General features: G+C 70.4%; 16 protein-coding genes and 1 pseudogene. 4 read left to right on the top strand and 13 right to left on the bottom strand.

Annotated elements, in window-relative coordinates; genetic code table 11:
- Window positions 1-2: 2 nt before the first annotated feature.
- Window positions 3-1,163: a beta-ketoacyl synthase N-terminal-like domain-containing protein gene (locus BBK82_RS34225; protein WP_065918676.1), complete on the bottom strand. Its 1,161-nt coding sequence runs from the start codon at window positions 1,161-1,163 to the stop codon at window positions 3-5.
- A 186-nt stretch (window positions 1,164-1,349) separates the two neighbouring features.
- Between BBK82_RS34225 and BBK82_RS34220 the strand changes: the two genes are divergently transcribed.
- Window positions 1,350-4,058: a sensor domain-containing protein gene (locus BBK82_RS34220; protein ID WP_065918675.1), complete on the top strand. Its 2,709-nt coding sequence runs from the start codon at window positions 1,350-1,352 to the stop codon at window positions 4,056-4,058.
- A gap of 111 nt (window positions 4,059-4,169) precedes the next feature.
- On the opposite strand, the gene BBK82_RS34215 is transcribed toward BBK82_RS34220, so the two are convergent.
- The 4 genes and pseudogenes from BBK82_RS34215 to BBK82_RS56890 all read right to left on the bottom strand — a co-directional run.
- Entirely contained in the window at window positions 4,170-4,931 is a 762-nt protein-coding gene (locus BBK82_RS34215; protein ID WP_065918674.1) for an SDR family NAD(P)-dependent oxidoreductase, read from the bottom strand.
- Complete coding sequence (locus BBK82_RS34210) at window positions 4,928-6,760, bottom strand: glycoside hydrolase family 3 protein (RefSeq protein WP_065918673.1); 1,833 nt, start codon at window positions 6,758-6,760, stop codon at window positions 4,928-4,930. The genes BBK82_RS34215 and BBK82_RS34210 overlap by 4 nt, the downstream gene beginning before the upstream one ends.
- A 22-nt stretch (window positions 6,761-6,782) precedes the next feature.
- Window positions 6,783-8,351, bottom strand: coding sequence for a glucoamylase family protein (locus BBK82_RS34205; RefSeq protein WP_065918672.1), 1,569 nt, complete (start codon window positions 8,349-8,351; stop codon window positions 6,783-6,785).
- A 166-nt stretch (window positions 8,352-8,517) separates the two neighbouring features.
- Window positions 8,518-8,943: pseudogene (locus BBK82_RS56890) on the bottom strand (carbohydrate ABC transporter permease); the annotation flags it as partial.
- 100 nt (window positions 8,944-9,043) lie between these two features.
- Here BBK82_RS56890 and BBK82_RS55890 point away from each other — a divergent pair.
- Window positions 9,044-9,178, top strand: a complete 135-nt coding sequence (locus tag BBK82_RS55890; RefSeq protein ID WP_257785401.1) for a hypothetical protein — start codon at window positions 9,044-9,046, stop codon at window positions 9,176-9,178.
- Between the two features lie 28 nt (window positions 9,179-9,206).
- Here the strand turns inward: BBK82_RS55890 and BBK82_RS34195 are convergent, their stop codons facing one another.
- From BBK82_RS34195 to BBK82_RS34180, 4 genes are all read right to left on the bottom strand, one after another.
- A complete protein-coding gene (locus tag BBK82_RS34195; RefSeq protein WP_065918670.1) occupies window positions 9,207-10,103 on the bottom strand; it encodes a carbohydrate ABC transporter permease in 897 nt (298 codons plus the stop codon).
- Window positions 10,100-11,374 (bottom strand): sugar ABC transporter substrate-binding protein, encoded by a 1,275-nt coding sequence (locus tag BBK82_RS34190; protein ID WP_065918669.1) that lies wholly within the window; start codon window positions 11,372-11,374, stop codon window positions 10,100-10,102. The genes BBK82_RS34195 and BBK82_RS34190 overlap by 4 nt, the downstream gene beginning before the upstream one ends.
- A 44-nt stretch (window positions 11,375-11,418) precedes the next feature.
- Window positions 11,419-12,444 (bottom strand): LacI family DNA-binding transcriptional regulator, encoded by a 1,026-nt coding sequence (locus BBK82_RS34185; RefSeq protein ID WP_065918668.1) that lies wholly within the window; start codon window positions 12,442-12,444, stop codon window positions 11,419-11,421.
- Between the two features lie 207 nt (window positions 12,445-12,651).
- Entirely contained in the window at window positions 12,652-14,487 is a 1,836-nt protein-coding gene (locus BBK82_RS34180; RefSeq protein WP_237047718.1) for a glycoside hydrolase family 76 protein, read from the bottom strand.
- Between the two features lie 174 nt (window positions 14,488-14,661).
- Here BBK82_RS34180 and BBK82_RS34175 point away from each other — a divergent pair, with 174 nt between their 5' ends.
- Together BBK82_RS34175 and BBK82_RS34170 are read left to right on the top strand one after the other, a co-directional pair.
- Window positions 14,662-16,158, top strand: coding sequence for a glycoside hydrolase family 43 protein (locus BBK82_RS34175; RefSeq protein WP_154697655.1), 1,497 nt, complete (start codon window positions 14,662-14,664; stop codon window positions 16,156-16,158).
- A gap of 67 nt (window positions 16,159-16,225) precedes the next feature.
- Window positions 16,226-16,606 (top strand): hypothetical protein, encoded by a 381-nt coding sequence (locus BBK82_RS34170; protein WP_065918667.1) that lies wholly within the window; start codon window positions 16,226-16,228, stop codon window positions 16,604-16,606.
- A gap of 91 nt (window positions 16,607-16,697) precedes the next feature.
- On the opposite strand, the gene BBK82_RS34165 is transcribed toward BBK82_RS34170, so the two are convergent.
- Genes BBK82_RS34165 through BBK82_RS34150 form a run of 4 tightly spaced genes read right to left on the bottom strand, consistent with a single transcriptional unit; the run spans window position 16,698 to window position 21,238 of the window.
- Window positions 16,698-17,669, bottom strand: a complete 972-nt coding sequence (locus BBK82_RS34165; protein ID WP_065918666.1) for an NAD(P)H-dependent flavin oxidoreductase — start codon at window positions 17,667-17,669, stop codon at window positions 16,698-16,700.
- 10 nt (window positions 17,670-17,679) lie between these two features.
- Complete coding sequence (locus BBK82_RS34160) at window positions 17,680-18,792, bottom strand: acyl-CoA dehydrogenase family protein (protein ID WP_065918665.1); 1,113 nt, start codon at window positions 18,790-18,792, stop codon at window positions 17,680-17,682.
- Window positions 18,793-18,803: 11 nt separating this feature from the next.
- On the bottom strand, window positions 18,804-19,421 hold the full coding sequence (locus BBK82_RS34155) for a TetR/AcrR family transcriptional regulator (RefSeq protein ID WP_065918664.1): 618 nt from the start codon (window positions 19,419-19,421) through the stop codon (window positions 18,804-18,806).
- Window positions 19,418-21,238: an AMP-dependent synthetase/ligase gene (locus tag BBK82_RS34150; protein WP_065918663.1), complete on the bottom strand. Its 1,821-nt coding sequence runs from the start codon at window positions 21,236-21,238 to the stop codon at window positions 19,418-19,420. Before BBK82_RS34150 ends, BBK82_RS34155 begins: the two co-directional genes overlap by 4 nt.
- Window positions 21,239-21,405 lie beyond the last annotated feature (167 nt).

Raw genomic sequence — 21,405 nt, 5'->3', positions numbered from 1 at the left:
GGTCAGGCGGGCGGCGCCAGCACCACCGCCGAGTTGTGCCCGCCCATCCCCAGCGACGACTTGATCGTCAACCCGTCCACCACCGGCGTCGGCCCGTCCAGCAGGCGCGGGTGTCCGGGTGCGACGACCGGTGGCGCCGGAATCGTGCCGGTGTCGTATCCCATCGCGGTCACGGCGACCTCGATCGCCGAGGCCGCACCCTGGCAGTGCCCGGTGAGTGGTTTCACGGAGTAGATCCCGGTGTCCGGCGCGAACAGCTGCTCCAGCACGGCGGCCTCGGCGGCGTCGCACTGCGCGGTACCGGGACCGTGCGCGTTGAGGTACCGCACGTCCGCCGCGCTGACCGAGGCGTTGTCCAGCGCGTCGCTGAAGCAGGTGGTGATCTGGTCGAGGCGCGGGTCGATCGACGTCACGTGGTACGCGTCGTGCGACATCGCGCCGCCGAGGGTGAGGGCGTACGGGTTGGTGGCCCGCCTCGACAGGACGAACGCGACGGACGCCTCGCCCATCACGAAACCCCTGCTGCCCTGCTGGAACGGCCGGCACGCGTCGAGCGGCTCCGCGTCCACGATGGCCACGCCGAGCCGCACGAAGTGCGAGACGTTCTCCGGGGTGAGGGACAGATCCGTCGCCACGAAGACCACGTCGTCGACGATTCCCGCGTCCAGCCAGGCCTTCGCGGTGATCAGTCCGGCGTTGCCCGACGCGCACATCGCCGAGACGTTCATCGCGGGACCGTGGAAACCGTACTCCTGCATGAACGTCGACATCGGCGTGGACGGCATCAACGCCAGGTAGTCGTGCACCGGCAGCTGACCACCGCGCGTGACGTAGAACTCGCGCCACAGGTCCACCTCGCCCAGCACGACGGCGTGCAGCAGCCCCACCCGTCTGCCGGGCTGCCAGCCGCGGGTGCCCGCGTCCTCGACCGCCTCCCTCGCGGCGGCTCGCATGGCCTGGGCGAACCGGCTCGGCCCGTCCAGCGGGTCACCGCCCTGGCCGACGCACGCGGCCCAGACGGTGTCACCGGGGAACCGGCTCAGCTCGGGGACGACCGTGGCGGCGGGCTTGCCGCTCATCAGTCCCTCCCAGAACGACCGGCGGTTCCACCCGTACGCGCTGACCACGCCGATTCCGCAGATACCCACACCTAGCGCGACCATATCCAGCTCCCCCACACCGAGGGCCGACACCTCTTCCACCAAGGATAACGGTGTAAACCACCTCACAGCGAAACGGCCTTCAAGTCCACTGTGGACTTTCCGGACCGAACCCTGATCAAGCGGTCACCGCGGCGACGGGATATAACGGCACCCCATGTTCACGCCAGACGGATCTGGAGCCACGACGTGAGCGGCCTGACCGGCGACACCGGGTTCGACCACGAACTGCTGGTCGAACTGGCGCTGTCGGTCGGCGCCGCCGTGGTGTGGTGGCTGGACCTCGACGCGGACGAGCTCGGCTGGCTGCCCGGCCTCGACGCGGTGATCGGCGTACCCGGCGCCGACCGGGAGGTCGTGCGCGCCCGGCTGGCCGAGCTGGCCGCCCCGCTGACCGTGGCGGTGAAGGCGGCAGCGGCGTGGCAGGACTTCGAGCTGGAACAACCCCTCGACACCCCGGCCGGCAGGCGCTGGCTGCAGTTCCGCGCCCGCATCTCGACCCGCGGCACCGCACGGGCGCTGGTCGGCGTCGTGGCGGACGTGACCAGGCGGCACGCCCAGCAGCAGGAGCTCGCCGACCTCGCCGACCGGTACCGGCTCCTCGTCGACCTCGCACCCGAGGCGATCGTCGTGCACGAGGCCGGCGTGCTCGTCTACGCGAACCCGGCTGCCGTGCGGTTCGTGCGGGCGCGGTCGGAGGCGGACCTGATCGGCCGGCCGATCACCGGGTTCGTCCACGCCGACTCGCAGGCGGAGATGCTGAGCCGGATCGCGAAGCTGACCGTGCCCGGCGCGACGAGCGAGCCGTCGGAGGCCGTGCTGGTCGGGTTCGACGGCAGCACGACCGACATCGAGTCGGTCTCCGTGCGCACCACCTGGGAGGGCAGGCCGGCGTTCCAGGTGATCATGCGGGACGTCACCGAGCAGAAGGCCGCCGCGGCGAACCTGCGTTACCAGGCCGCGCTCGCCGCGCACGTGAGCGACGCGCTGATCGCCACCACCTCCGCCGGCGTCGTGACGAGCTGGAACCGCAGCGCGGAGAACGTCTACGGCCGTCCGGCGGCCGACGCGGTCGGGCAGCCGATCAGCGCGGTGGTGGGTGCGCCGCTCGACCCGGTGGAGGTGCTGGAGTCGGGCGGGGTGGTCCACGCCGTGCACCGGCGGTCCGACGGCGGCACGCTCGCGGTGCGGGTGTCGGTCGCGCAGATGGACGACGGTTACGTGCTGATCTGCGCCGACGAGACCGCCCGCAGGCGGGCCGAGCACCACTTCACCTCGGTGGTCGCGGCGATCGAGGAGGGCGTGCTGGTCGTCGGCAGCACGGGCCTCGTCGAGTCAGTCAACCCGGCGGCCGAACGGATCCTCGGCGTGCGCGCACAGGAGGTGATCGGCCAGCCGGCGTCGCTGGCCGAGCTGCACGACGAGTCCGGTCAGCCGGTCCCGCGCTCGCAGTACCCGTCGGCCCACACCAGGGCGACCGGCCGGTCACAGCACGGCCGGATCCTGCGCTCGCTGCGCCCGGACGGCAGCCACGTCTGGCTGTCGCTGAGCGCCCGCGCCCTGTCCCAGGACGGCATGCTGCCGTCCGCGACGGTCGTGTCGTTCACCGACATCACCGAACGCCGCATGATCGACAACCAGCTGGAGCACGAGGCGACGCACGACGCGCTGACCGGCCTGTGCAACCGCACGGTGACCATCAACCGGCTCAGCCCGGCCGCGCGGTCCCACCGGTCGGGCCTCACCGCGGTGCTGTTCATCGACCTGGACAAGTTCAAGGTCATCAACGACTCCCTCGGCCACAGCGCGGGCGACGAGGTGCTGCGGGTTGTCGGCACCAGGCTGAGCCGCAGCTCGCGGCGCGGTGACGTCGTCGGCAGGCTCGGCGGCGACGAGTTCACCGTCATCGCCTACGGCATCACCGGCCCGGACGAGGCGACCGCCCTCGCCGACCACGTGCGCGCCGAGCTCAACCGCCCGATCACCGTCGACGGCCGCCAGCTGCACGTGGACGCGAGCGTGGGCATCGTCCTCGCCGACCCCGGCGACCCCCGCGACGGCGCCGACCTGCTGCGCGACGCCGACCTCGCCATGTACCAGGCGAAGACGAACGGCCGCGGCCGGATCGCGTTCTTCGACGTCGAGCTGCGCGAACGCATCCAACGCCGCCTGCAACTCGAACAGGACCTGCGGATGGCCCCGATGGGCGACGAGCTCTGGGTCGCCTACCAGCCGATCGTCGACCTCCACACCGACCGCCGCACCGCCGTCGAGGGCCTGCTGCGCTGGTCGCACCCCGGCTACGGCCTGATCGCGCCCGGCGAGTTCATCACGCTCGCCGAGGAGAGCGATCTCATCAACATCATCGGCGCCCACATGCTGCACACCGCGACCCGCGAGATCGCCGAGCTGGCACCGGAACTGGAGCTGACGGTCAACCTCTCGGCCCGCCAGCTCGACGACCCGTGGCTGGTGTCCGCGGTCCGCAACGCCACCCACAAGGCGGGGTTGAAGCCGAGCTCGTTGTGCCTGGAGATCACCGAGAGCGCTCTCACCCGCGACCCGGCGCTGGCCGCCCGCACCCTGGCCGCGTTGCGCGACCTGGGGGTGAAGCTCGCGATCGACGACTTCGGCACCGGGTACTCCTCGCTCGCCCAGCTGCTCACGCTGCCGCTGGACACGCTGAAGATCGACCGCTCGTTCACGACCGGGCTGGGGCGGTCGGACGAGGCGGAGGCGATCGTCACGAGCATCATCGCGATGGCCCACGCGGTGGACATGACGGTGATCGCGGAGGGGGTCGAGCAGGTGGAGCAGCTGGAGATCCTGCGGGGGCTCGGGTGCGATCTGGCGCAGGGGTTCCTGCTGGGCAGGCCGGTGCCGCTCGCGGACCTGTGACGGCGCAGCGCAGGCGGAAGAACCCGGCCAAGCCCCACCACCACGCCCACCCGGCGGTTCCTCCCCGCCACGTCCGCGCCGCCCACCGACCTGCGACCCCGTCCCGCAGCGTCAGCGCAGGTACGAAGCCCCGTTCAGGTCCACCACCGCCCCCGTCGACCACGTGGCTTCCGGCGACGCCAGGTACACGATCGCCGACGCGATCTCCGCCGGCGTCCCGACCCGCCCGAACGGGCTCTGGTCGCGCACCGCGTCACCCCCTGGCCCGGCGAGCTTCCCCGCCTGCCGTTCGGTCGCCACGAAGCCCGGTGCGATCGACGTGACCGAGATCCGGTGCGGTGCCAGCGCGATCGCCGCCGACTGCCCGAACGCGTGCAGCGCCGCCTTGCTCGCCCCGTACGCCGGGTGGTCCGGCTCGCCGCGGAAGGCGCCCCGCGAGCCCACGTTCACGATGCTGCCCGGCGCGCCCCGGTCGATCAGGTGCTGGGCCACCGCCCAGGTCGTGTTCACCGCGCCGTGCAGGTTCACCGCGAACATCGACTGCCACGCGTCGGTCCAGCCCTCGAACGCCGCCTCGCCGATGCGGTGCCGGTTGCCCTCGGTCGGTGCCACGCCGGCGTTGTTGACCAGCACGTCGACCGCGCCGAGCCGGTCCACGGCCTCCGCGACCAACCGGCGGGCGACCGAGGGATCGGCGAGGTCACCGCCGATCAGCGCGTGCCCGTCCCCGGCCAACAACGCGAGCGTGTCCTCGGCGTCGGCGCGACGGCTGCTGTAGTGCACGGCGACCCGGTGGCCCCGTTCGGCGAACGCGATGGCCGTCGCGCGGCCGATGCCGCGCGAGGCACCGGTGACGAGCACGCCGCCCGTCATGGCCGCAGCCCGTGGCCGAACGGGAAGAGCGGGTCGTCGTAGCCCGCCACGTCCTCCGGGTGGCGGCGCACCTGCTCCATCGAGCGCGGCAGGTCGAACGGGAGCCGGCCCTCCGGTGGGACCACCCCCGTCAGCGCGTCGGCCAGTGCCTCGTCCGTGCTGCCATAACTGACCACCAGGGTCGAGGCCACGTCGAGCAACGGGGTCAGCACCGCCGCGCGGTCCAGCGTCACGTCCACCACCAGCGGGCAGACCGCGGCGATCCTGGCCAGGCGGGTGGCCAGGCCCGGCGGGAAGTCGAGCGAACCCTGGTGGAACCACGACTCCAGGAACAGATCAGACCTCGGGTCGAACGGCGCCATCAGCCGCACCAGCGCGACATCGGCCTCCTCCGGTGTCGCCACCACGGTCCCCAGCCGGGCGGCAGCCTCCGGAGACACGTTCTCCACGTAGAGCTTCAACCCCGGCCGCAACGGCAGCCCCGCCGCGTCCGCACCCGACCGCAGCACCGTCACCGACCGGGCCTGCGCGGCGTGGCCCTCGTCGCGGAAGTCCTGCCGCCCCACCACCTCCGCCGCCCGGTCCTCGTCGACGAACGGGTTGTCGAACAGACCCAGCCGGAACTTCAGCGCGAGCACCCGGCGGGCCGACGAGTCGATCCGCTCCTCGCTCACCCGGCCCTGCGCCACGAGGTCCAGCAGCACCTCCACGCACTCCTCGCCACCGAACTGGTCCGCGCCCGCCTCCAGGATCAGCTCCATGCGGCCGTGCGCGTCGAGGTGCTCGACGCCCCAGGCCCGCGCCGGCAGCACCTTGTCGCCGACGTGGTTGTCCATCACGAGCTCCCAGTCGGTGAGCACCACGCCGTCGAACCCGAGCCGTTCGCGCAGCAGACCGGTGACCACCTGGCGGTTGTAGCCGAAGCCCACCTCCTCGATCCGCTCGCCGTCCACCTCCAGGCCGACCGGCATGCCGTAGTACGGCATCACCGCGGCGGTCCCGGCGTCCACGACCGCCTTGAACGGCGCCATGTGGTCGTCGAACCGCCCGCCGGGGTAGACCTGCTCGCGGCCGTACGGGAAGTGCGCGTCCTCGCCGTCCTTCTGCGGGCCACCGCCCGGGAAGTGCTTGCTGGTGCACGCGACCGACGACGGTCCGAGCTCCGCACCCTGGAACCCGCGCACGTACGCGACCGCCAGCGATGCCGTCAGCTCGGAGTCCTGCCCGAACGTGCCGGCCTGCCGGGCCCAGCGCGGTTCGGTGGCGAGGTCGATTGCCGGGTGCAGGGCGTACCGGATGCCGACCGCCACGTACTCCTGCCGCGCGATGTCCGCGAACCGTTCCACCAGCGCCGGGTCGCGCAACGCGGCCAGCCCCAGCGACTCCGGCCACTGGGAGAACGCCTTGGCGGTGAAGGACACCCCGGCGTTCTCCAGGAACGCGTGCCGCGGGTCGGTGGAGATGGTCACCGGGATCCCGTGCGGGGTGCTCTGGGCGACGAGCTGGAGGTTGTTGTGCCACCGCGCCGCCATCCGCGCGTCGAGCAACGCGTGCACGTTGAAGTGCGACAGGTGTTTCTGCGTCACCACAACGCTGGTCGGCGACTTGCTGATGGCGCCGGGGGCCTCCTTCACCGTGCCGTCCTCGCCCGCCTCGATGACGGTGTGGAACAGCAGGCCTGCCTTCTCCTCCAGCGACAACCGCCCCAGCAGGTCTTCGACCCGCTCGGCGACGGGCAGTCGTGGGTCCTCGTAGGGGTCCATGACGCCGTTGCCGTTGAGGTCGCGGTACTCGACGCCGTCCTCGGAGATCAGCCGCACGGGCTGCATGCCTTTACCTCCAACGCAGTTTTCAGACTCGGCTCGCGCCGAACTCCTCGACACCGATCACCGGGCGGAGCGCGCGTTCCACGGCCGGGGTCGCGAACGCCCGCCGGACCACGTCCCCGCACAGGACGTTCCCGATCGCTCCCATGACCATCGCCTGGTCCAGGGAGAGGTAGCGGCGCGCGATGGTGCCCGACCGCACGGCGACGGCGTCGAAGAACCCGCCCCTGCCGTAGGCGCGCAGGTCCTGCTGGATCTTGAGCAGGTTCGTGTACGCCTCGTCGCGTTCGTGCATCATCGCGAGGAACGCCGCGTGCGGGGTGACCACGCCGTAGCCGTACACCGGTGTCGGTGCGGTGGCGGGACGGCAGGTGCCGAAGCCGACGTCGTAGTTCGTCATCTCCTGGTCGGAGAAGTAGCCGTTGGCGCCGTTGCCCGGCTCGTTGCCCGGCCCCAGACCCAGCGCGTCGACGCCGTACTCGCGGTAGCCGCCGGCGGGGTTGCTGGACGGGCTGAAGCCCCAGAACCCGTACTTCGCCTCCAGCAGGCCGTGTTCGCGTTGCGCGCGGACGTGCAACGGGTGGTTGCGGCCCCACGAGCGCGGCGCCCACTTCGCCTCCGGCACGAACACGTCCGGCATGAGCTCCTCGAACATCGAACCGCCCCAGCCGGGCACGATCCTCATGCCGCGGTAAGTGTAGGCGCCCTCGAACACGTCGATGCCGTAGTAGGTGCGGTTCTCCCCCACCGGCTGCATCTCGTGCCACGACCAGTCGCACGAGGCCGGGAACGTCCGCCACATCGCGAAGTACTGCTTCGGCGGCACCTGACCGGTGATGATGCCGAGGTAGCTGGTGATCCGCGTTTCGGACACCGTGGTGTCGTAGTGGTGGTTGGTCAGCCAGACGGGGTCGCCGCCGATGTGCGTGCCCTGGTAGACGCCGCCGGGCCGGTCGTGGTCGAACGGGAAGAACCCGCCGTGGATCAGGCCACCCGGTCGCACCGCGGGGTGCGCGGGATCGTCGCCGGGGTTGTAGAAGGAGTCCCAGCGCATCCTGGCGAAGATCCGCCGCGCCAAGGCCGCAGCGCCGCGGTCGGACCCGGCCACGACGAGCAGCGCGGCACCGAGCCAGCCGTTGTCGACGCTGGAGCAGAACGGGTGGACGACGGCACCGGTGCCAGGCCAGGCCCGCAACGCCTCCCCGGTCTCCTCGTCGTACCAGTTGAAGTACATGCCGCTCGGGACGTGGTGCTCCATCCGGTCCAGAGTGGACAAGGTGCGGACCAGCCGTTGTGACGCCTCGTCCTTCGAGATGAACCCGAGCTCGCGGGCCACGACCGTCGACCACAGGTAGCCGCCGATGTTGGTCGGCGAGGTGTAGCCGGAGCGGTCGGAGGCGGCGAGCGACTCGGGGATGTTGTCGGCGGGCAGGCCGGTGCTCGCCGGGGTCATGGCGACGAGGCTGCGCCAGGTGTCCTTCGCCCAGCCCCGGACCCTGGCGGGGTCGAAGTGCCGGGACGCGGCCGTGGCGGACGCGGGAACGGCGAGCGCGACGGCGCTGCCGATGAGGAGTGTTCGGCGGGTGAATGTCACGGGGCTCCCCCTCCAGTTGGATCCACTGCGGGCCTCTCACTTGATGCCGGTGGTCGCGATGCCTTCGATGAAACGCCGCTGGAAGACCAGGAACACGGCCAGCACCCACGACGACGATGGTGGCCCCGGCCAGCAGCAGGCCGTACTGGATGGAGTTCTGCCCGGTCGAGTACAGGGCGAGCGCGACGGGGAGCGTGTACTCGCTCTCCTGCTGCGCCACCACCAACGGCCACAGGAAGTTGTTCCAGCTCCCCAGGAACGTGAGGATGCCCAGCGTCGCGAGCGCGGGCCCGCACAGCGGCAGGATGATCCTGGCGAAGATCCGCACCTCGCTCGCGCCGTCCACGCGTCCGGCGTCGAGCAGCTCACCCGGCAGCCCCGCGATGAACTGCCGCATCAGGAACACGCCGAACGGCGAGACGAGGAACGGCAGGATCAGCGCGGGCAACGAGTTCGCCAGCCCCGCGTTGACGACGAGCACGTACAGCGGCACGAACGTCACCACGCCGGGGATCATCAGGGTCGCCATGACGACGGCGAACAACGTCCGCTTGCCCCGGAACTCCAGCTTGGCGAGCGCGTAGCCGACCATCGAGCAGAACAGCAGGTTTCCCGCCGTCACCACCACGGCGACGATCGCCGAGTTCAGGAAGTACGTCCCGAACTGCAGGCGGGAGAACAGCTGCGTGTAGTTGTCCAGCGACGGCGCCGAGGGCAGCCACGTCGGCGGGTTGGCCCGGATCTCGCCCTCGCCCTTGAAGCTGCCGAGCACCATCCACACGAACGGCGCGACCACCGCGACCAACGCCAGGCTGAGCGGAACGTAGAGCCACCAGCGGTTCTTGGCGGTCATCATCAGCCCCTTTCCCGCAGCAGGCGGAACTGCAGCGCGGTGACGACCGCGATCACCACGAAGATCAGGTAGCTCATCGCGGAGGCGTAGCCGTAGTTGCCGAACCCGAACTGCCGGTAGGCGTACATCGACGCGGAGATCGTCGAGTTGAGCGGGCCGCCGTTGGTCATGACGTAGGGCTCCTCGAAGAACTGCAGGTAGCCGATCGCCGTGGTCACCGACACGAACAGGATCGTGGGGCGCAGCAGCGGCAGCGTGATGTGCCGGAACCTGCTGAACGCCCCGGCGCCGTCGATCGACGCGGCCTCGTGCAGCGACGCGGGCACGGCCTGCAGCCCGGCCAGGAAGATGATCATCGCCGTGCCGAAGTTGCGCCACGCGGCCATGAGGATCAGCGCGGGCATCGACCAGTCCGGGTCGCCGAGCCAGTTGGGCCCGTCGATCCCGACCCAGCCGAGCACGGTGTTGATCAGGCCGAACTCGTCCTGCAGCAGGAACCGCCACACCACCGCGACCGCGACGATCGAGGTGATCACCGGGGTGTAGAAGCCGAGCCGGAAGAACGCCCGGAACCGGTTGATCCCCTTGTCCAGCACCACGGCGGCCGCGAGCGCGATCGCCAGCGTGAGCGGCACGCCGACCAGCACGAAGTACGCGGTGTTGACCGCCGCCGTGCGGAAGATCGGGTCGGCGAACGCCTTCAGGAAGTTCTCGAGCCCGACGAACTCCACCGCGAACGGCGTGCGCAGGTCGCGGTTGCGCGTGTCGGTGAAGCTCATGAACAGCGACTGGACCACCGGCCACGCCGTGAACACGAGGAACAACAGGCAGAACGGGAGGATGAGGAACCACGCCGCCCGTTCTGCCCCGCGGCGGCGGACCGCGACGGGCGAGCTCACTTGCCGGTACCGATGGAGTCGGCCGAGGACTGGGCCGCCTTCAGCGCGCCGGCCGGGTCGGCGCCGGAGCGGGCGACCTTCTCGACCTCGGTGTCCAGCGCGGTGATCGCCTGCTCCCAGGTGGCGAAGGTGGGCGGCGACTGCGCGGTGTCGAGCTGCTTGCCGAAGGGCGCGAGCTTCGTGTCGGCGGTCAGCGCCGGGTCCTGCCACGCGCTCTTCACCGACGGCAGGTCCGTCGACTGCTGGTACCACTTGACCTGGGTCTTCGCCTCGGTCAGCCACTTCACGAACTTCCAGGCGGAGTCGCGGTTCTTCGTCTCCTTGAACACCACGAAGTTCGAGCCGCCGACGAAGCTCGACGAGGTCTTCTTCGTCGGCATCGGCATGACGTCGTACTTGTCCTTGAAGCCCTCACCGCCGAGCTTCTCCACCGCGGACATCATCCAGGGGCCGGAGATGAACATCGGCACGCGACCGCTGACGAAGTCGGGTTCGGTCGTGGGCTGCGCGGGTGCCTCCTTGTCCGCGATGCCCTCGGAGAAGTAGGAGCCGTAGTACTCCAGCGTCTCCTTCATCTCCGGGCTGTCGAAGTTGTAGGCGCCGCCGTTGTCCTTGGTCAGCTGCGCGCCGTTCGACCAGGCGAAGGGCAGCAGCGACTGCCACGACCCGGTGCCACCGGCCTGCAGCCCGATGCCGAACTTGGCACCCGCCTTGGTCTGCATGGCCTTCGCCATGTCCTTCAGGCCGGCCCAGTCCTTCGGCGGCGTCTCGTACCCGGCCGTCTTGGCGAGGTCCTTGCGGTAGTAGATGAGCCGCGTCTCGACGTACCACGGGATGCCGTAGGAGGTGCCGTCCACTTCGGTCGTGCGCTGCGCACCGTCGAAGAACGCGCCCTTGTCGATCGAGGACGGCGTCGGGTCGAGCGCGTTCATGCCCGCGAACTCGCCCATCCACGTCGACCCGACCATGGCCGCGTCGGGCGCCTGGCCGGCCGTGATCGCCGAGGTGAACTTGTTGTGCGCGGCGTCCCACGGGATGGCGGTCACCTGGACGTCGACACCGGAGTTCGCGTCCTCGAACTCCTTCGCGAGCGCGGGGAGCTTCTCCCCCTCGGCACCCATGGCCCAGACGGTGATGGTGCCCGTGGCGGGTCCCTGGGAGATGTCGGCAGCCGACTGGCCACCGGCCTGGTCGTCGCCGCGCCCGCACGCGGCCAGCACCAGCACCAGGGCGGACAGGCCCGCGAGCGACTTGGCGGTCTTGCGCACCATTGGTTTCCCGCTTCCTCTCTGGGTTCGTCTGAAGTGGACGGTGATCAGGGGCAGCCGCACGACGAGCGCACGACGAGCTGCGTCGGCAACGTCTGCGCGTTCGTCCGCACCGGCTCCCCGCTCACCAGGTCGTGCAGGCGGCTCGCGGCCAGCGCCCCGAGCTCGTGGACGGGCTGGCGGACTGTGGTGAGCCCCGGCCGCACGTACCGCGAGGTCATGACGTCGTCCCAGCCGACCACCGCGATGTCACCGGGCACGGTCCGCCCGGCGTCCTGCAACGTGGTCATGACGCTCAACGCGAGCTCGTCGTTGGCGCACATCAGCGCGTCCGCCTCGTGCTCGCCTTGTAGCAGCTCCTGCGCGAACGCGGCCCCGTCGGCCTCGCGCAACGCGACCCTGACCGGCTCGGCGGCGGTGAGACCACGATCGTCGTGCGCGGCCACGAACCCCGCGTACCGGTCGCGGATGTCGGGCCCGCTGTCCGGGTCGCCGACGAACAACGCCCGCCGCCGGCCGTGGTCGAGCACGTGCCCGGCCAGCTCGCGCGCGCTCTCCAGGTTCTCCGCCGTGACCGCCTCGACCTGGTCGCGCGGTTCCCCCGCGATCACGACCACGGGCTTCTTGGCGTGCAGCAGCCTGAGCACGTCGTGGGAGGTCGCCGCCGCCCCGAAGACCGCGATAGCGTCGACCCTGGTGGCGAGCTGCCGCACCGCCGCGGCCAGGTCGGTGCGGCTGTTCGTGAGCACCAGCACGACGGACTGCGCGAGCTCGGCCGCCCGCGCCTCGAACCCCATGAGCAGCTCGGCGTAGTAGGGACCGGACAGCTCCGGCAGCACGAGCCCGTGCGCCTCGTGGTGCCGCACCGCCAGGCTCCGCGCCGCTCCGAGCGGCACGTACCCGAGCTCGTCGACGGCTCGCAGCACCTTCTGCCGGGTGGTCTCGGCCACGACCGCCACACCCTGCAGCACCCGCGAGACGGTGGCGATGCTGACCCCGGCGCGCTCGGCGACGGAGTAGATCGTCGCGCCCGCGGGCTTGGCCTCCGGGGAGACCTGGTGCTGCTTCGCCATCACGCTGCCTGCCGCCTCGTCGTCGCTGCCGGTGTTGTGTAAGCGCTTACATGTCACTACTTGTGATGTAAGCGCTTACATACAACTGATTGGGCAAATATAGGCACGGGTCGCGGCGGGACACAAGAGCGACGCTTGCCGGTCACCTGCCGGCAACACATGAAAACCGCTGGTCAGAACTTTGTTGAGAAGTTTCGGGTTTGTCGGTCAGCTGGTGACCGCGTTCAGCCCGCTCGCCTGCGTCCGCCAGTCCACCTGGTTCGGCGTGCCCCCGGCCCACCGCTGCCCGATCCGGTTCAGCGCGTCCCGGTCCGCCGCCCACACCGAGTCGGCCTGCCGCTGGGCGTACTGCCGGTAGCCCGCAGAGCCGGTCGCTCGCGCCAGATCGTTCAAAAACCTCATGAAGATGCCCTTGAACTGCTTCTGGTTGTCGTCACAGACCGCCGACCCGACGTCGCACGACTCCGTGAGCACCCCACCGCGCGTCAGCACCGGGCTCGCGATCGCGCTGTCCGCGAGCCGGCGTGCGGTGTCGAGGTACCGAGCGTCCCCGGTCGCCCGCCACACCTCGACGAACCCGCCGATCGCCAGCCCCTGGTTGTAGGTCCACACCGTCTGCCCGTTGTTGCGGCAGTCGCCGGTCAGCCCGTCGTTGACCAGGCCGGCCGAGCCGACCATCCCGCTCGCCAGGTACCAGTCAGCGGCGGTGCGGGCGCGCTGCAGCCACATCGAGTCGCCGGGGGTGCGGCGGTGGATCGCCGCGGTGAGCCGCAGGTACTGGCCGTTGGTCACGGCGTTCTTGTAGGTGCGTTCGCGGTCCCACCACACACCGCCGCCGCATGTGCGCGTGTCCCAGTACTGGTGCACGTAGGTCGCGATCGTGGTGGCCATGGTCAGGTAACGCCGGTCGCCGGTGTGGTCGTAGGCGGCCACCCAGGTGAGGCCCCACCAGGCGCTGTCGTCGATCGAGCGGCTGATGAAGTCGCCCTCGACCGGGTCGGAGCTGCGCTGGCCCGCCGGGAAGGGGACGCGGTTGACGTCGAACGTCCGCGCGATCACCCAGTCGTAGTCGCGGATGCCGGAGTCCATCACCGCGGTGAGCGTCGTGGCCGAGTTCCACCAGCTCGTCGGCCACCACGCCGTGTACGGGTCGTAGGAGTAGAGCAGCGCATCGGCGGCAGCGCGCGCTCTCGTCGGTACGGGCCGTGCCCATGCCGTGCAGCTGCCTTCCTGATGAGCCGCTTCCCGGCCACACGCGCGCACGGCTCCGCCGAAGTGGCGGCCGCGCGGGTCTCGGGTGGCGAACATGGCGGTGCGCGAGGAGGTCGCGCTGGCCGGTGTCGAGACCCGGCCGAGGGAGGCGCCGCCCGGCCAGCTCGCGCCGCCGTCCCACGAGCGGTCGAGCCAGACCTCGTCACCCGGCCCGCCCGCCTCGATCGTGCCCCACGCCATGCCGTTGAGGTCGGTCTGCAGCCGGATGACCCGGCCGAAGAGGGTCGTCGGCGGGACGGGCTGCGTGGCGCCGTTGGCCTGGCTCGCGCTCGTCCGGTCGCACAGCACGTCGCAGACGGTCGGGTAGATCCAGCCGGTGCAGACGACGGCGGCCGCGTCACCGCACGCGCGGATCAGGCCGCGGCGGTGGTGGCCGGGGTCGGTCACGTTGTACATCAACGTTCTGGTGCCGGTCCACGCGCCGGGAATGCTCGCCCTGCCCAGCAGACCCTCCCACGTGGCGCCGCCGTCCCAGGACCGGTCCAGCCAGACCGAGTCGCCGGTGCGGCCGTTGTCGATGCTCCCCCACGCCATGCCGTCGCGGTCGGACACGTGCAGCACGAGCCGCCGGCCGTTGATCTGCCTCTCCGGCACCGGGAACGTCTCCTGGCCGGCCTGCGAGGGATCGCGGGTGTCGCACGACAGCACGCACACCACCGCGGCCGCGACCACGGGCGACGACGGCGCACTGGGTGGTGTGCTGGGTGGTGTGCTGGGCGGTGGCGAGACCGGCGTCAACACCATCAGGAAGGCCACGAAGAAGCTCAGCACGCCGACCACCCCCGCGTCGTGGGAACGCTCTCATGGTTTCGGAGCGCTCGGCACGCGGTCAACGGCGCGACCGATTGCTGTCCAGGACAGATTCGCCCCGGAACGCTGGACACCGCTGAGCCACGGGTGTTTGGATGATCACACACGGTGCTTACAACGTTGTATCCCGGCAGATTGGACGAGACGTTGACCTCCAGGATCGTCGCCTCCGCGTTAGCCGCCCTGCTGCTCGGCAGCGTGCCCGCCGTGGCCTCGTCCGCGGCCGCCGTGCCCGACTTCGCGACGGCGGAGGCCGGCAACCCCTTCGTGGACGGGTGGTACGCCGACCCCGACACCGCGTTCTACGACAACAGGCACTGGGTCTTCCCCACCTCGTCCCGTCCCTACGACGAGCAGACCTACCTCGACGCGTTCTCCTCGACCAACCTGGTCAACTGGACCAAGCACCCCAACGTCCTGACCACCGCGTCCGTCTCCTGGGCCCGCCGCGCGGTCTGGGCACCGGCCCCCGTGCAGCGCAACGGCAAGTACTACCTGTACTTCGGCGCCAACGACATCCAGTCGAACTCCGAGCTCGGCGGCATCGGCGTCGCGGTCGCCGACAGGCCCGAGGGCCCGTACCGGGACGCGATCGGCAGGCCGTTGATCGCGCAGTTCGTCAACGGCGCCCAGCCCATCGACCAGGACGTCTTCATCGACACCGACGGCCAGGCCTACATGTACTACGGCGGCTGGGGACACGCGAACGTCGTCAAGCTCAACGCCGACATGACGAGCCTCGGCACGTTCGCCGACGGCAGCACGTACAAGGAGATCACCCCGGCGAACTTCACCGAGGGCGCGCAGATGTTCAAGCGCAACGGCAGGTACTACTTCATGTGGTCGGAGGACGGCTGGACCGGCCCGAACTACGCCGTGGCCTACGCGATCTCCGACTCCCCCACCGGCCCGTTCACCAAGCTCGGCCGCGTGCTGAGCCAGGACCCCGCCGTGGCAAGGGGTTCCGGTCACAACGGCGTGATCAACGTACCGGGCACCGACATCTGGTACATCACCTACCACCGCCGCCCACTGAGCCGCACCGGTGCCAACGACCGCCAGCTCGCCTACGACCGCATGACGTTCAACGCCGACGGCACCATCCAGCCGGTCACCATGCGCGTCAAGGACAACTTCGCCGACAACAACGCGATCGGCTGGACGACGCACGGCGGCACCTGGGCAGCACGCGGCGGCCGGTACGAGACGGGTTCGTCGTTCGGCGGGAAGTCGTTGCTGGACACGAACTTCTCGAACTTCGTGCAGGACGTCGACGTGATCCCGCGGTCAGCCGCCGGTGACAGCGGCGTGGTGTTCCGCGTCTCCCAGGCCACCACCGGGACGGACAGCTACCGGGGCTACTACGCGGGGATCACCGGGAACGGCCGGGTCGTGCTCGGCAAGGCGGACAACAACTGGACGCAGCTGGCGTCGGCGCCCGTGTCCGTGCGGCCGAACGTGGCGCACCGGCTGCGGGTGGAGGCGATCGGGTCGACGATCAAGGTGTACGTCGGGGACATGGCGACACCGAAGATCTCGGTGACCGACAGCAGCTTCGCGTCCGGGGCGAACGGGGTGCGCGTGTTCGGCACGGGGGCGGCGTTCGACAACTTCGCGATCGCGCACCGCTGAGCCCGCGGGCCGCCTATCATCCTGACCACTTTGCCGAGACAGGTCCGGACGTGGTGCGGGAGGACGGGTGTTCGCCGGTGTCACGGTCCCACCCGCTGTCGCGGTAGGACTCGCTTTGGCGGCGTGGGCGGCCCTGTTGCTCCGCTACGCCTTGAAGCTGCCGAGGAACAAGGCGTTGGTGCTGGTGGGCACTGCGGCTCTCCTACCGGTCGGCGGCTTCGGCGGTGCGCTGGCCAAGGGGTTCCCGCTGACGGCCGCGGCGCTGATGATCGGCGCCGCGGCCGTCGTCCCGTGGCTCGCGACGAACTTCCGGCCCGAGCTCATGGTCGACGCGGAGTTCCGCGGCGAAGACGCGGCCACCGAGGAGGAGGTGGCCAGGACGGAGCGGTACCAGTGGCGCGCGATCGCGATCATCGTCGTCGGCGTTGTGGCGGTGTTCTTGCTCTAGCGGGTGTCACCCTTGCCGTTCCGGCAGCAACGCGATCCCGTCCTCATCCGCGTGCCGCACGTCCCCGGCCGGAGCTCGACCCCGCCGGACGTCACCGGCAGACGGCGGCCAGCCGCCCGGTGATCAGCTCCCGCGCCTCGGCCACGATCCGGTCGACCAGCTCGCGCACCGTCGGGATGTCGTCGATCAGCCCCTGCGCCAGGCCCGCGCTCCAGATCCCCGCGTCCAGGTCGCCGTCCTCGAACACCTTCCGCCCCCGCACGCCCGCCACCAGGTCGCGCACGTCCGGGAACTCACCGCCCTCGTCCAGGATCTCGACCACCTTGCGGCTGACCGCGTTGCCCGCGACCCGCGCGGTGTTGCGCAGCGGCCGGAAGATCAGCTCGGTGTCGAGCTCGCTGTTGGCGACGATCTGCTCCTTGACGCGCTGGTGCACCGGGGCCTCCCGCGTGCACAGGAACCGCGTGCCCATGTTGATGCCCTCCGCGCCGAGGGCGAGGGCGGCGACCAGGCCGCGGCCGTCCGCGAAACCACCGGAGGCGATCACCGGGATGGACAGCCGCCGGACGGCCGCGGGGATCAGGACCAGGCCCGGGATGTCGTCCTCACCGGGATGGCCGGCGCATTCGAAACCGTCGATGCTCACGCCGTCGACACCGATCGCCTCCGCCTTCACGGCGTGCCGGACGCTGGTGCACTTGTGCAGCACCTTGATGCCGTGCGCGTGGAACTCCGGCAGGTGCTCCCGCGGGTTGGCGCCGGCGGTCTCCACGACCCGCACACCCGACTCGACGATCGCGCGCCGGTACTCGTCGTAGGGCGGCGGGGTGATCGACGGCAGGATCGTCAGGTTCACGCCGAACGGCCGGTCCGTCATCTCCCGGCAGCGCGCGATCTCCCGCACCAGCGCCTCGGGCGTCGGCTGGGTGAGCGCGGTGAGGAACCCGAGCGCGCCCGCGTTCGCGACGGCCGAGACCAGCTCGGCCGTGCCCACCCACTGCATACCGCCCTGGACGATCGGGTGCTCGACCCCGAACGTCTCGCAGAACCGCGTCTTCAACAACTGGAACTCCCTACAGCCCGTACGTCTTGCCGATGATGTCCCGCTGGATCTCGCTCGTGCCGCCGTACACTGTGGACACGACGGCCGAGCGCAGCAGGGCCTCCATGCCGTACTCGGTCGCGTACCCGTAGCCGCCCATCATCTGCATGCCTTCCAGGGCAACGTGTTTGGCGAGCTCGGTGCACTTCAGCTTGACCATCGAGGCCTCCCGCGGGAACACCTGGTCCGGCGCGGCGTCGATGGTCGCGGCGACGTCGTCGAGCAGCAGCCTGGCGCACTCGAGCTCGGTCGCCATGTCCGCGATCCGGTGCTTCAACGCCTGGAACGACCCGATCGGGCGGCCGAACTGCTCCCGTTGGCGCACATAGGTGAGGGTGTCGTCGAACGCACGCCTGGCCACGCCGAGCATCAGCGCGGCGAGGATCATCCGCTCCAGGTTGAGCCCGGCCATCAGCTGCGTCCACGCGTTGCCCACCGTGCCGACGACCGCGGAGTCCGGCAGGAAGCAGTCGGTGAAGTACAGGTCGTTGACCTCCCGGCCGCCCATCGTGTCGATGCCCTTGATCTGCAGGCCGTCGGCGTTGGTGGGCACCATGAACTGCGTCAGGCTCCGGTGCCGCGACTCCTCCTGCGACGAACGGGCGATGAGCAGGACGTGGTCGGCGAAGTGGGCGTTGGAGCACCAGGTCTTCTGGCCGTTGATCCGCCAGCCGCCGTCGACCCGGTCGGCGCGGCAGGTCAGCGCGCTCACGTCGGAGCCCGCGCCCGGCTCGGACATGGAGATCGCCTCGACGCGGCCCTTGACCACGCCTTCGAGCACGACGCGCTTCTGCTCCTCGGTGCCGAACTTCTCGTAGGCGGCCGCGGCGATGATCGTGGTGCCGAACCCGCTGATCGGCGCGAGGCCGTAGGCGGTCTCCTCCAGGAACAGGCACAGGTCGGTCATGCCCAGGCCGGCGCCGCCATAGGCTTCGGGGACGGCGATGCCCAGCCACCCCAGCGCGGCCATCTTCTCGTAGACGACCTGGTCGTGCGGTTCGCCCTTGACCCGCTGCTCGCGGCGGCAGAAGTCGGCGATCGCGGTGACGAGGTCGCGGCGTTCGTCGGTCAGTTTTCTCGGCATGGCGCAGCTCCTCAGTCCCGCACGGCGGGGAAGACGGTGTCGACCAGGTGCAGAACGGTGCGGGTGAGCATCACGTGCAGGTCGGCGCGGCTGAGGGTGCCGCGCACGAGCCACTCGCGGGAGGCGGCCTTCAACATGCCGCTGTGGGCGCGGATCATCGCCCGCAGCTTCTGCTGCCCCTCGGCGACGTCGGTCATCATCACCGCCTCGAGCACGCGGTCGGTCGCGATCTCGTCGGCCTCCAGCATGATCTGGTCGATCTCGGGGTCGTTGCCGTGGTTCTCCAGGCTGATCGCGAAGAGCCACATCTCCCGGTTGCGCTCGACGACCTCCAGCCACCGGTCGACGCAGATCGAGACCCGTTCCGCGGGGTCGGTCGGCGGCAGCCGTTCGGAGACCGACGCCGGCACGACCATCATCTGGCGCACGACCTCCAGGTAGAGGGCGCGCTTGGTGTCGAAGTAGTGGTGGATCAACGCGCGGGTCACGCCGGCCTCGGTCGCGATGTCCGTCGTGGACACCGAGCTGTACCCGTTGGCGCCGAAGAGCCGGCGGGCGGCGCCCAGGATCTCCGCACGCCGCGCGTCCGGTTCCATCCTGCGCCGCTGTGCCTGGCGTTGACCGCTCATCCCGTGGTTCCCCTCGTGTACATCGACTCGATCGTCGCGGCGTGCACCGCGTCGACCGTCTTGCGCCGCAAGCTCAGCTTCGGGGTCAGCTCACCAGACTCCGCGGTCCACGGCACACCCAGCACGCGGTAGGACTTGACCTGCTCCGCCCGCGACAGCACCTCGTTGGCCTCGGCAACCGCCTGGTCGAGGGCCGCGAGCACGGCCGGGTGCTCCGCCAGCTCGGTCAGGTCGGTGGTGTCGATCCCGTTGGCGCGCGCCCACATCGGCGTGACCTCCTCGTCGAGCACCAGCAGGGCGGTGAGGTACGGGCGGCGGTCGCCGATCGCGACGGCGTAGGCGACCAGCGGGTGTGCGCGCAGCAGTGACTCGATCTTGGTGGGGGCGACGTTCTTGCCGCCGTCGGTGATGATGAGCTCCTTCTTGCGGTCGGTGATCGTGACGATGCCGCGGTCGTCGACCACACCCACGTCACCGGTCGCGAACCAGCCCTCGGCATCGGTCGCGGCGTCCACCCCTCCGTCCGCGCGGAGGTAGCCGTGGCACACCACCGGCCCGCGCACGAACAGCTCGCCGTCGTCGGCCGCCTTCACCTCGATGCCCGGTCCCGGACGCCCGACCGCACCCAGCGCGAACACCTCCGGCGTGCTGACCGTGGCCGCACCCGTGGTCTCACTCAAGCCCCACACCTCGTACACCGGAAGTCCCACACCGGCCAGGAACTCCAGCACCGCCGTCGGGATCGGGGCCGCTCCGCTGAACGCGCGCCAGCAGTCGTCGAACCCGACCGCCGCCCGGATCGGCCGCAGCACCTGGGCGTCGAGCTGGCCCATCCGCGCCGCGAGCCCGGCGGGGATCTCCTTGCCCGCCGACCTCAGGTGGAACACCTCCAGCGCGGCCTCCCTGGCGAGCGCCACGGCCTGGGCCTGCTCACCGGCCAGCGTCGCGAGCTTGGCCCGCAACCCGGCGGCGAGCTTCTCCCACACCCTCGGAACGCCGAAGAAGCCCTGCGGCCGCACGGCGAGCAACGCCGGCAGCAGCTGCGTCGGATCCGCACAGATCGTCACATGGCCCGCGTTGCAGATGGGCATGCAGATGCCGAGAACGCGTTCGGCGATGTGCGCCATCGGCAGGTACGCCACCGATCGCGGGTGTTCCTGCAACGGCACGAGGTGGTCCTGCATCAGCGACTCGTAGATCACGTTCTGGTGGGACAGCACCACGCCCTTGGGCTCGCCGGTGGTGCCGGAGGTGTAGACGACGGCCAGCGGCTGGTGCGGGGTGATGTCGTCGGTGAGCGTCTCGAACGCCGGGTCCTCGTCGCCGCGCAGGTCCGCGTAGCTGACGAACCTGATGTCCCCGGCCGGAGCGACGGCCGGGTCGAGCACGACGACGGACCGCAGCTGGGGCAGGTCGTCGAGCACCGGCTGCCAGCGGCGCAGCTGCTCCTCGCCCTCCAGCACGAGGACGGTCGCCGCGCTGTGCCGTGCCACATACCGGATCTGCTCGGTGCTCAAGGTGTCGTAGGTGCTGCACGGCAGGGCGCCGAGGTGGACCGCGGCCAGGTCGGCGATCCAGTGCTCCGGCCGCTTCGACATCGCGATCAGCATCCGGTTGCCGCGGCCCAGCCCGACCGCGGCGAGACCTCGGGTGAGCACGGCGACCTCGGCCCGCAGCCGCGACCACGTCAGCGTGGGCGCGTCCGGTCCGATGCCCGCGGTGAGCGCGGGGAGGTCACCGAACTCCTGGGCGTTGCGGCGCAACAACTTCGTGATCGTCAGACCTTCGACAGCCTGGCGCAGCTGCTCTTCGGCCACGGCGGGTCCCCTCCATCGCGAACCAACTGGTCTCGGCTGAGCGTGCTCCACCGTGGCGCCACTGTTGACCATCTGTCAATAGTGCTGCTCCACCTGGCTCATCAGTGTCGATTCAGAACCACAACCTGTTGCAATCGAACGAATCGCTGCTACGTTCGAGCTTATTG

It is taken from the genome of Lentzea guizhouensis, assembly GCF_001701025.1.
GTDB lineage: Bacteria > Actinomycetota > Actinomycetes > Mycobacteriales > Pseudonocardiaceae > Lentzea > Lentzea guizhouensis.
Note: the sequence above shows the minus strand (reverse complement) of the source record. Positions and strands in the feature narration are given on the sequence as shown.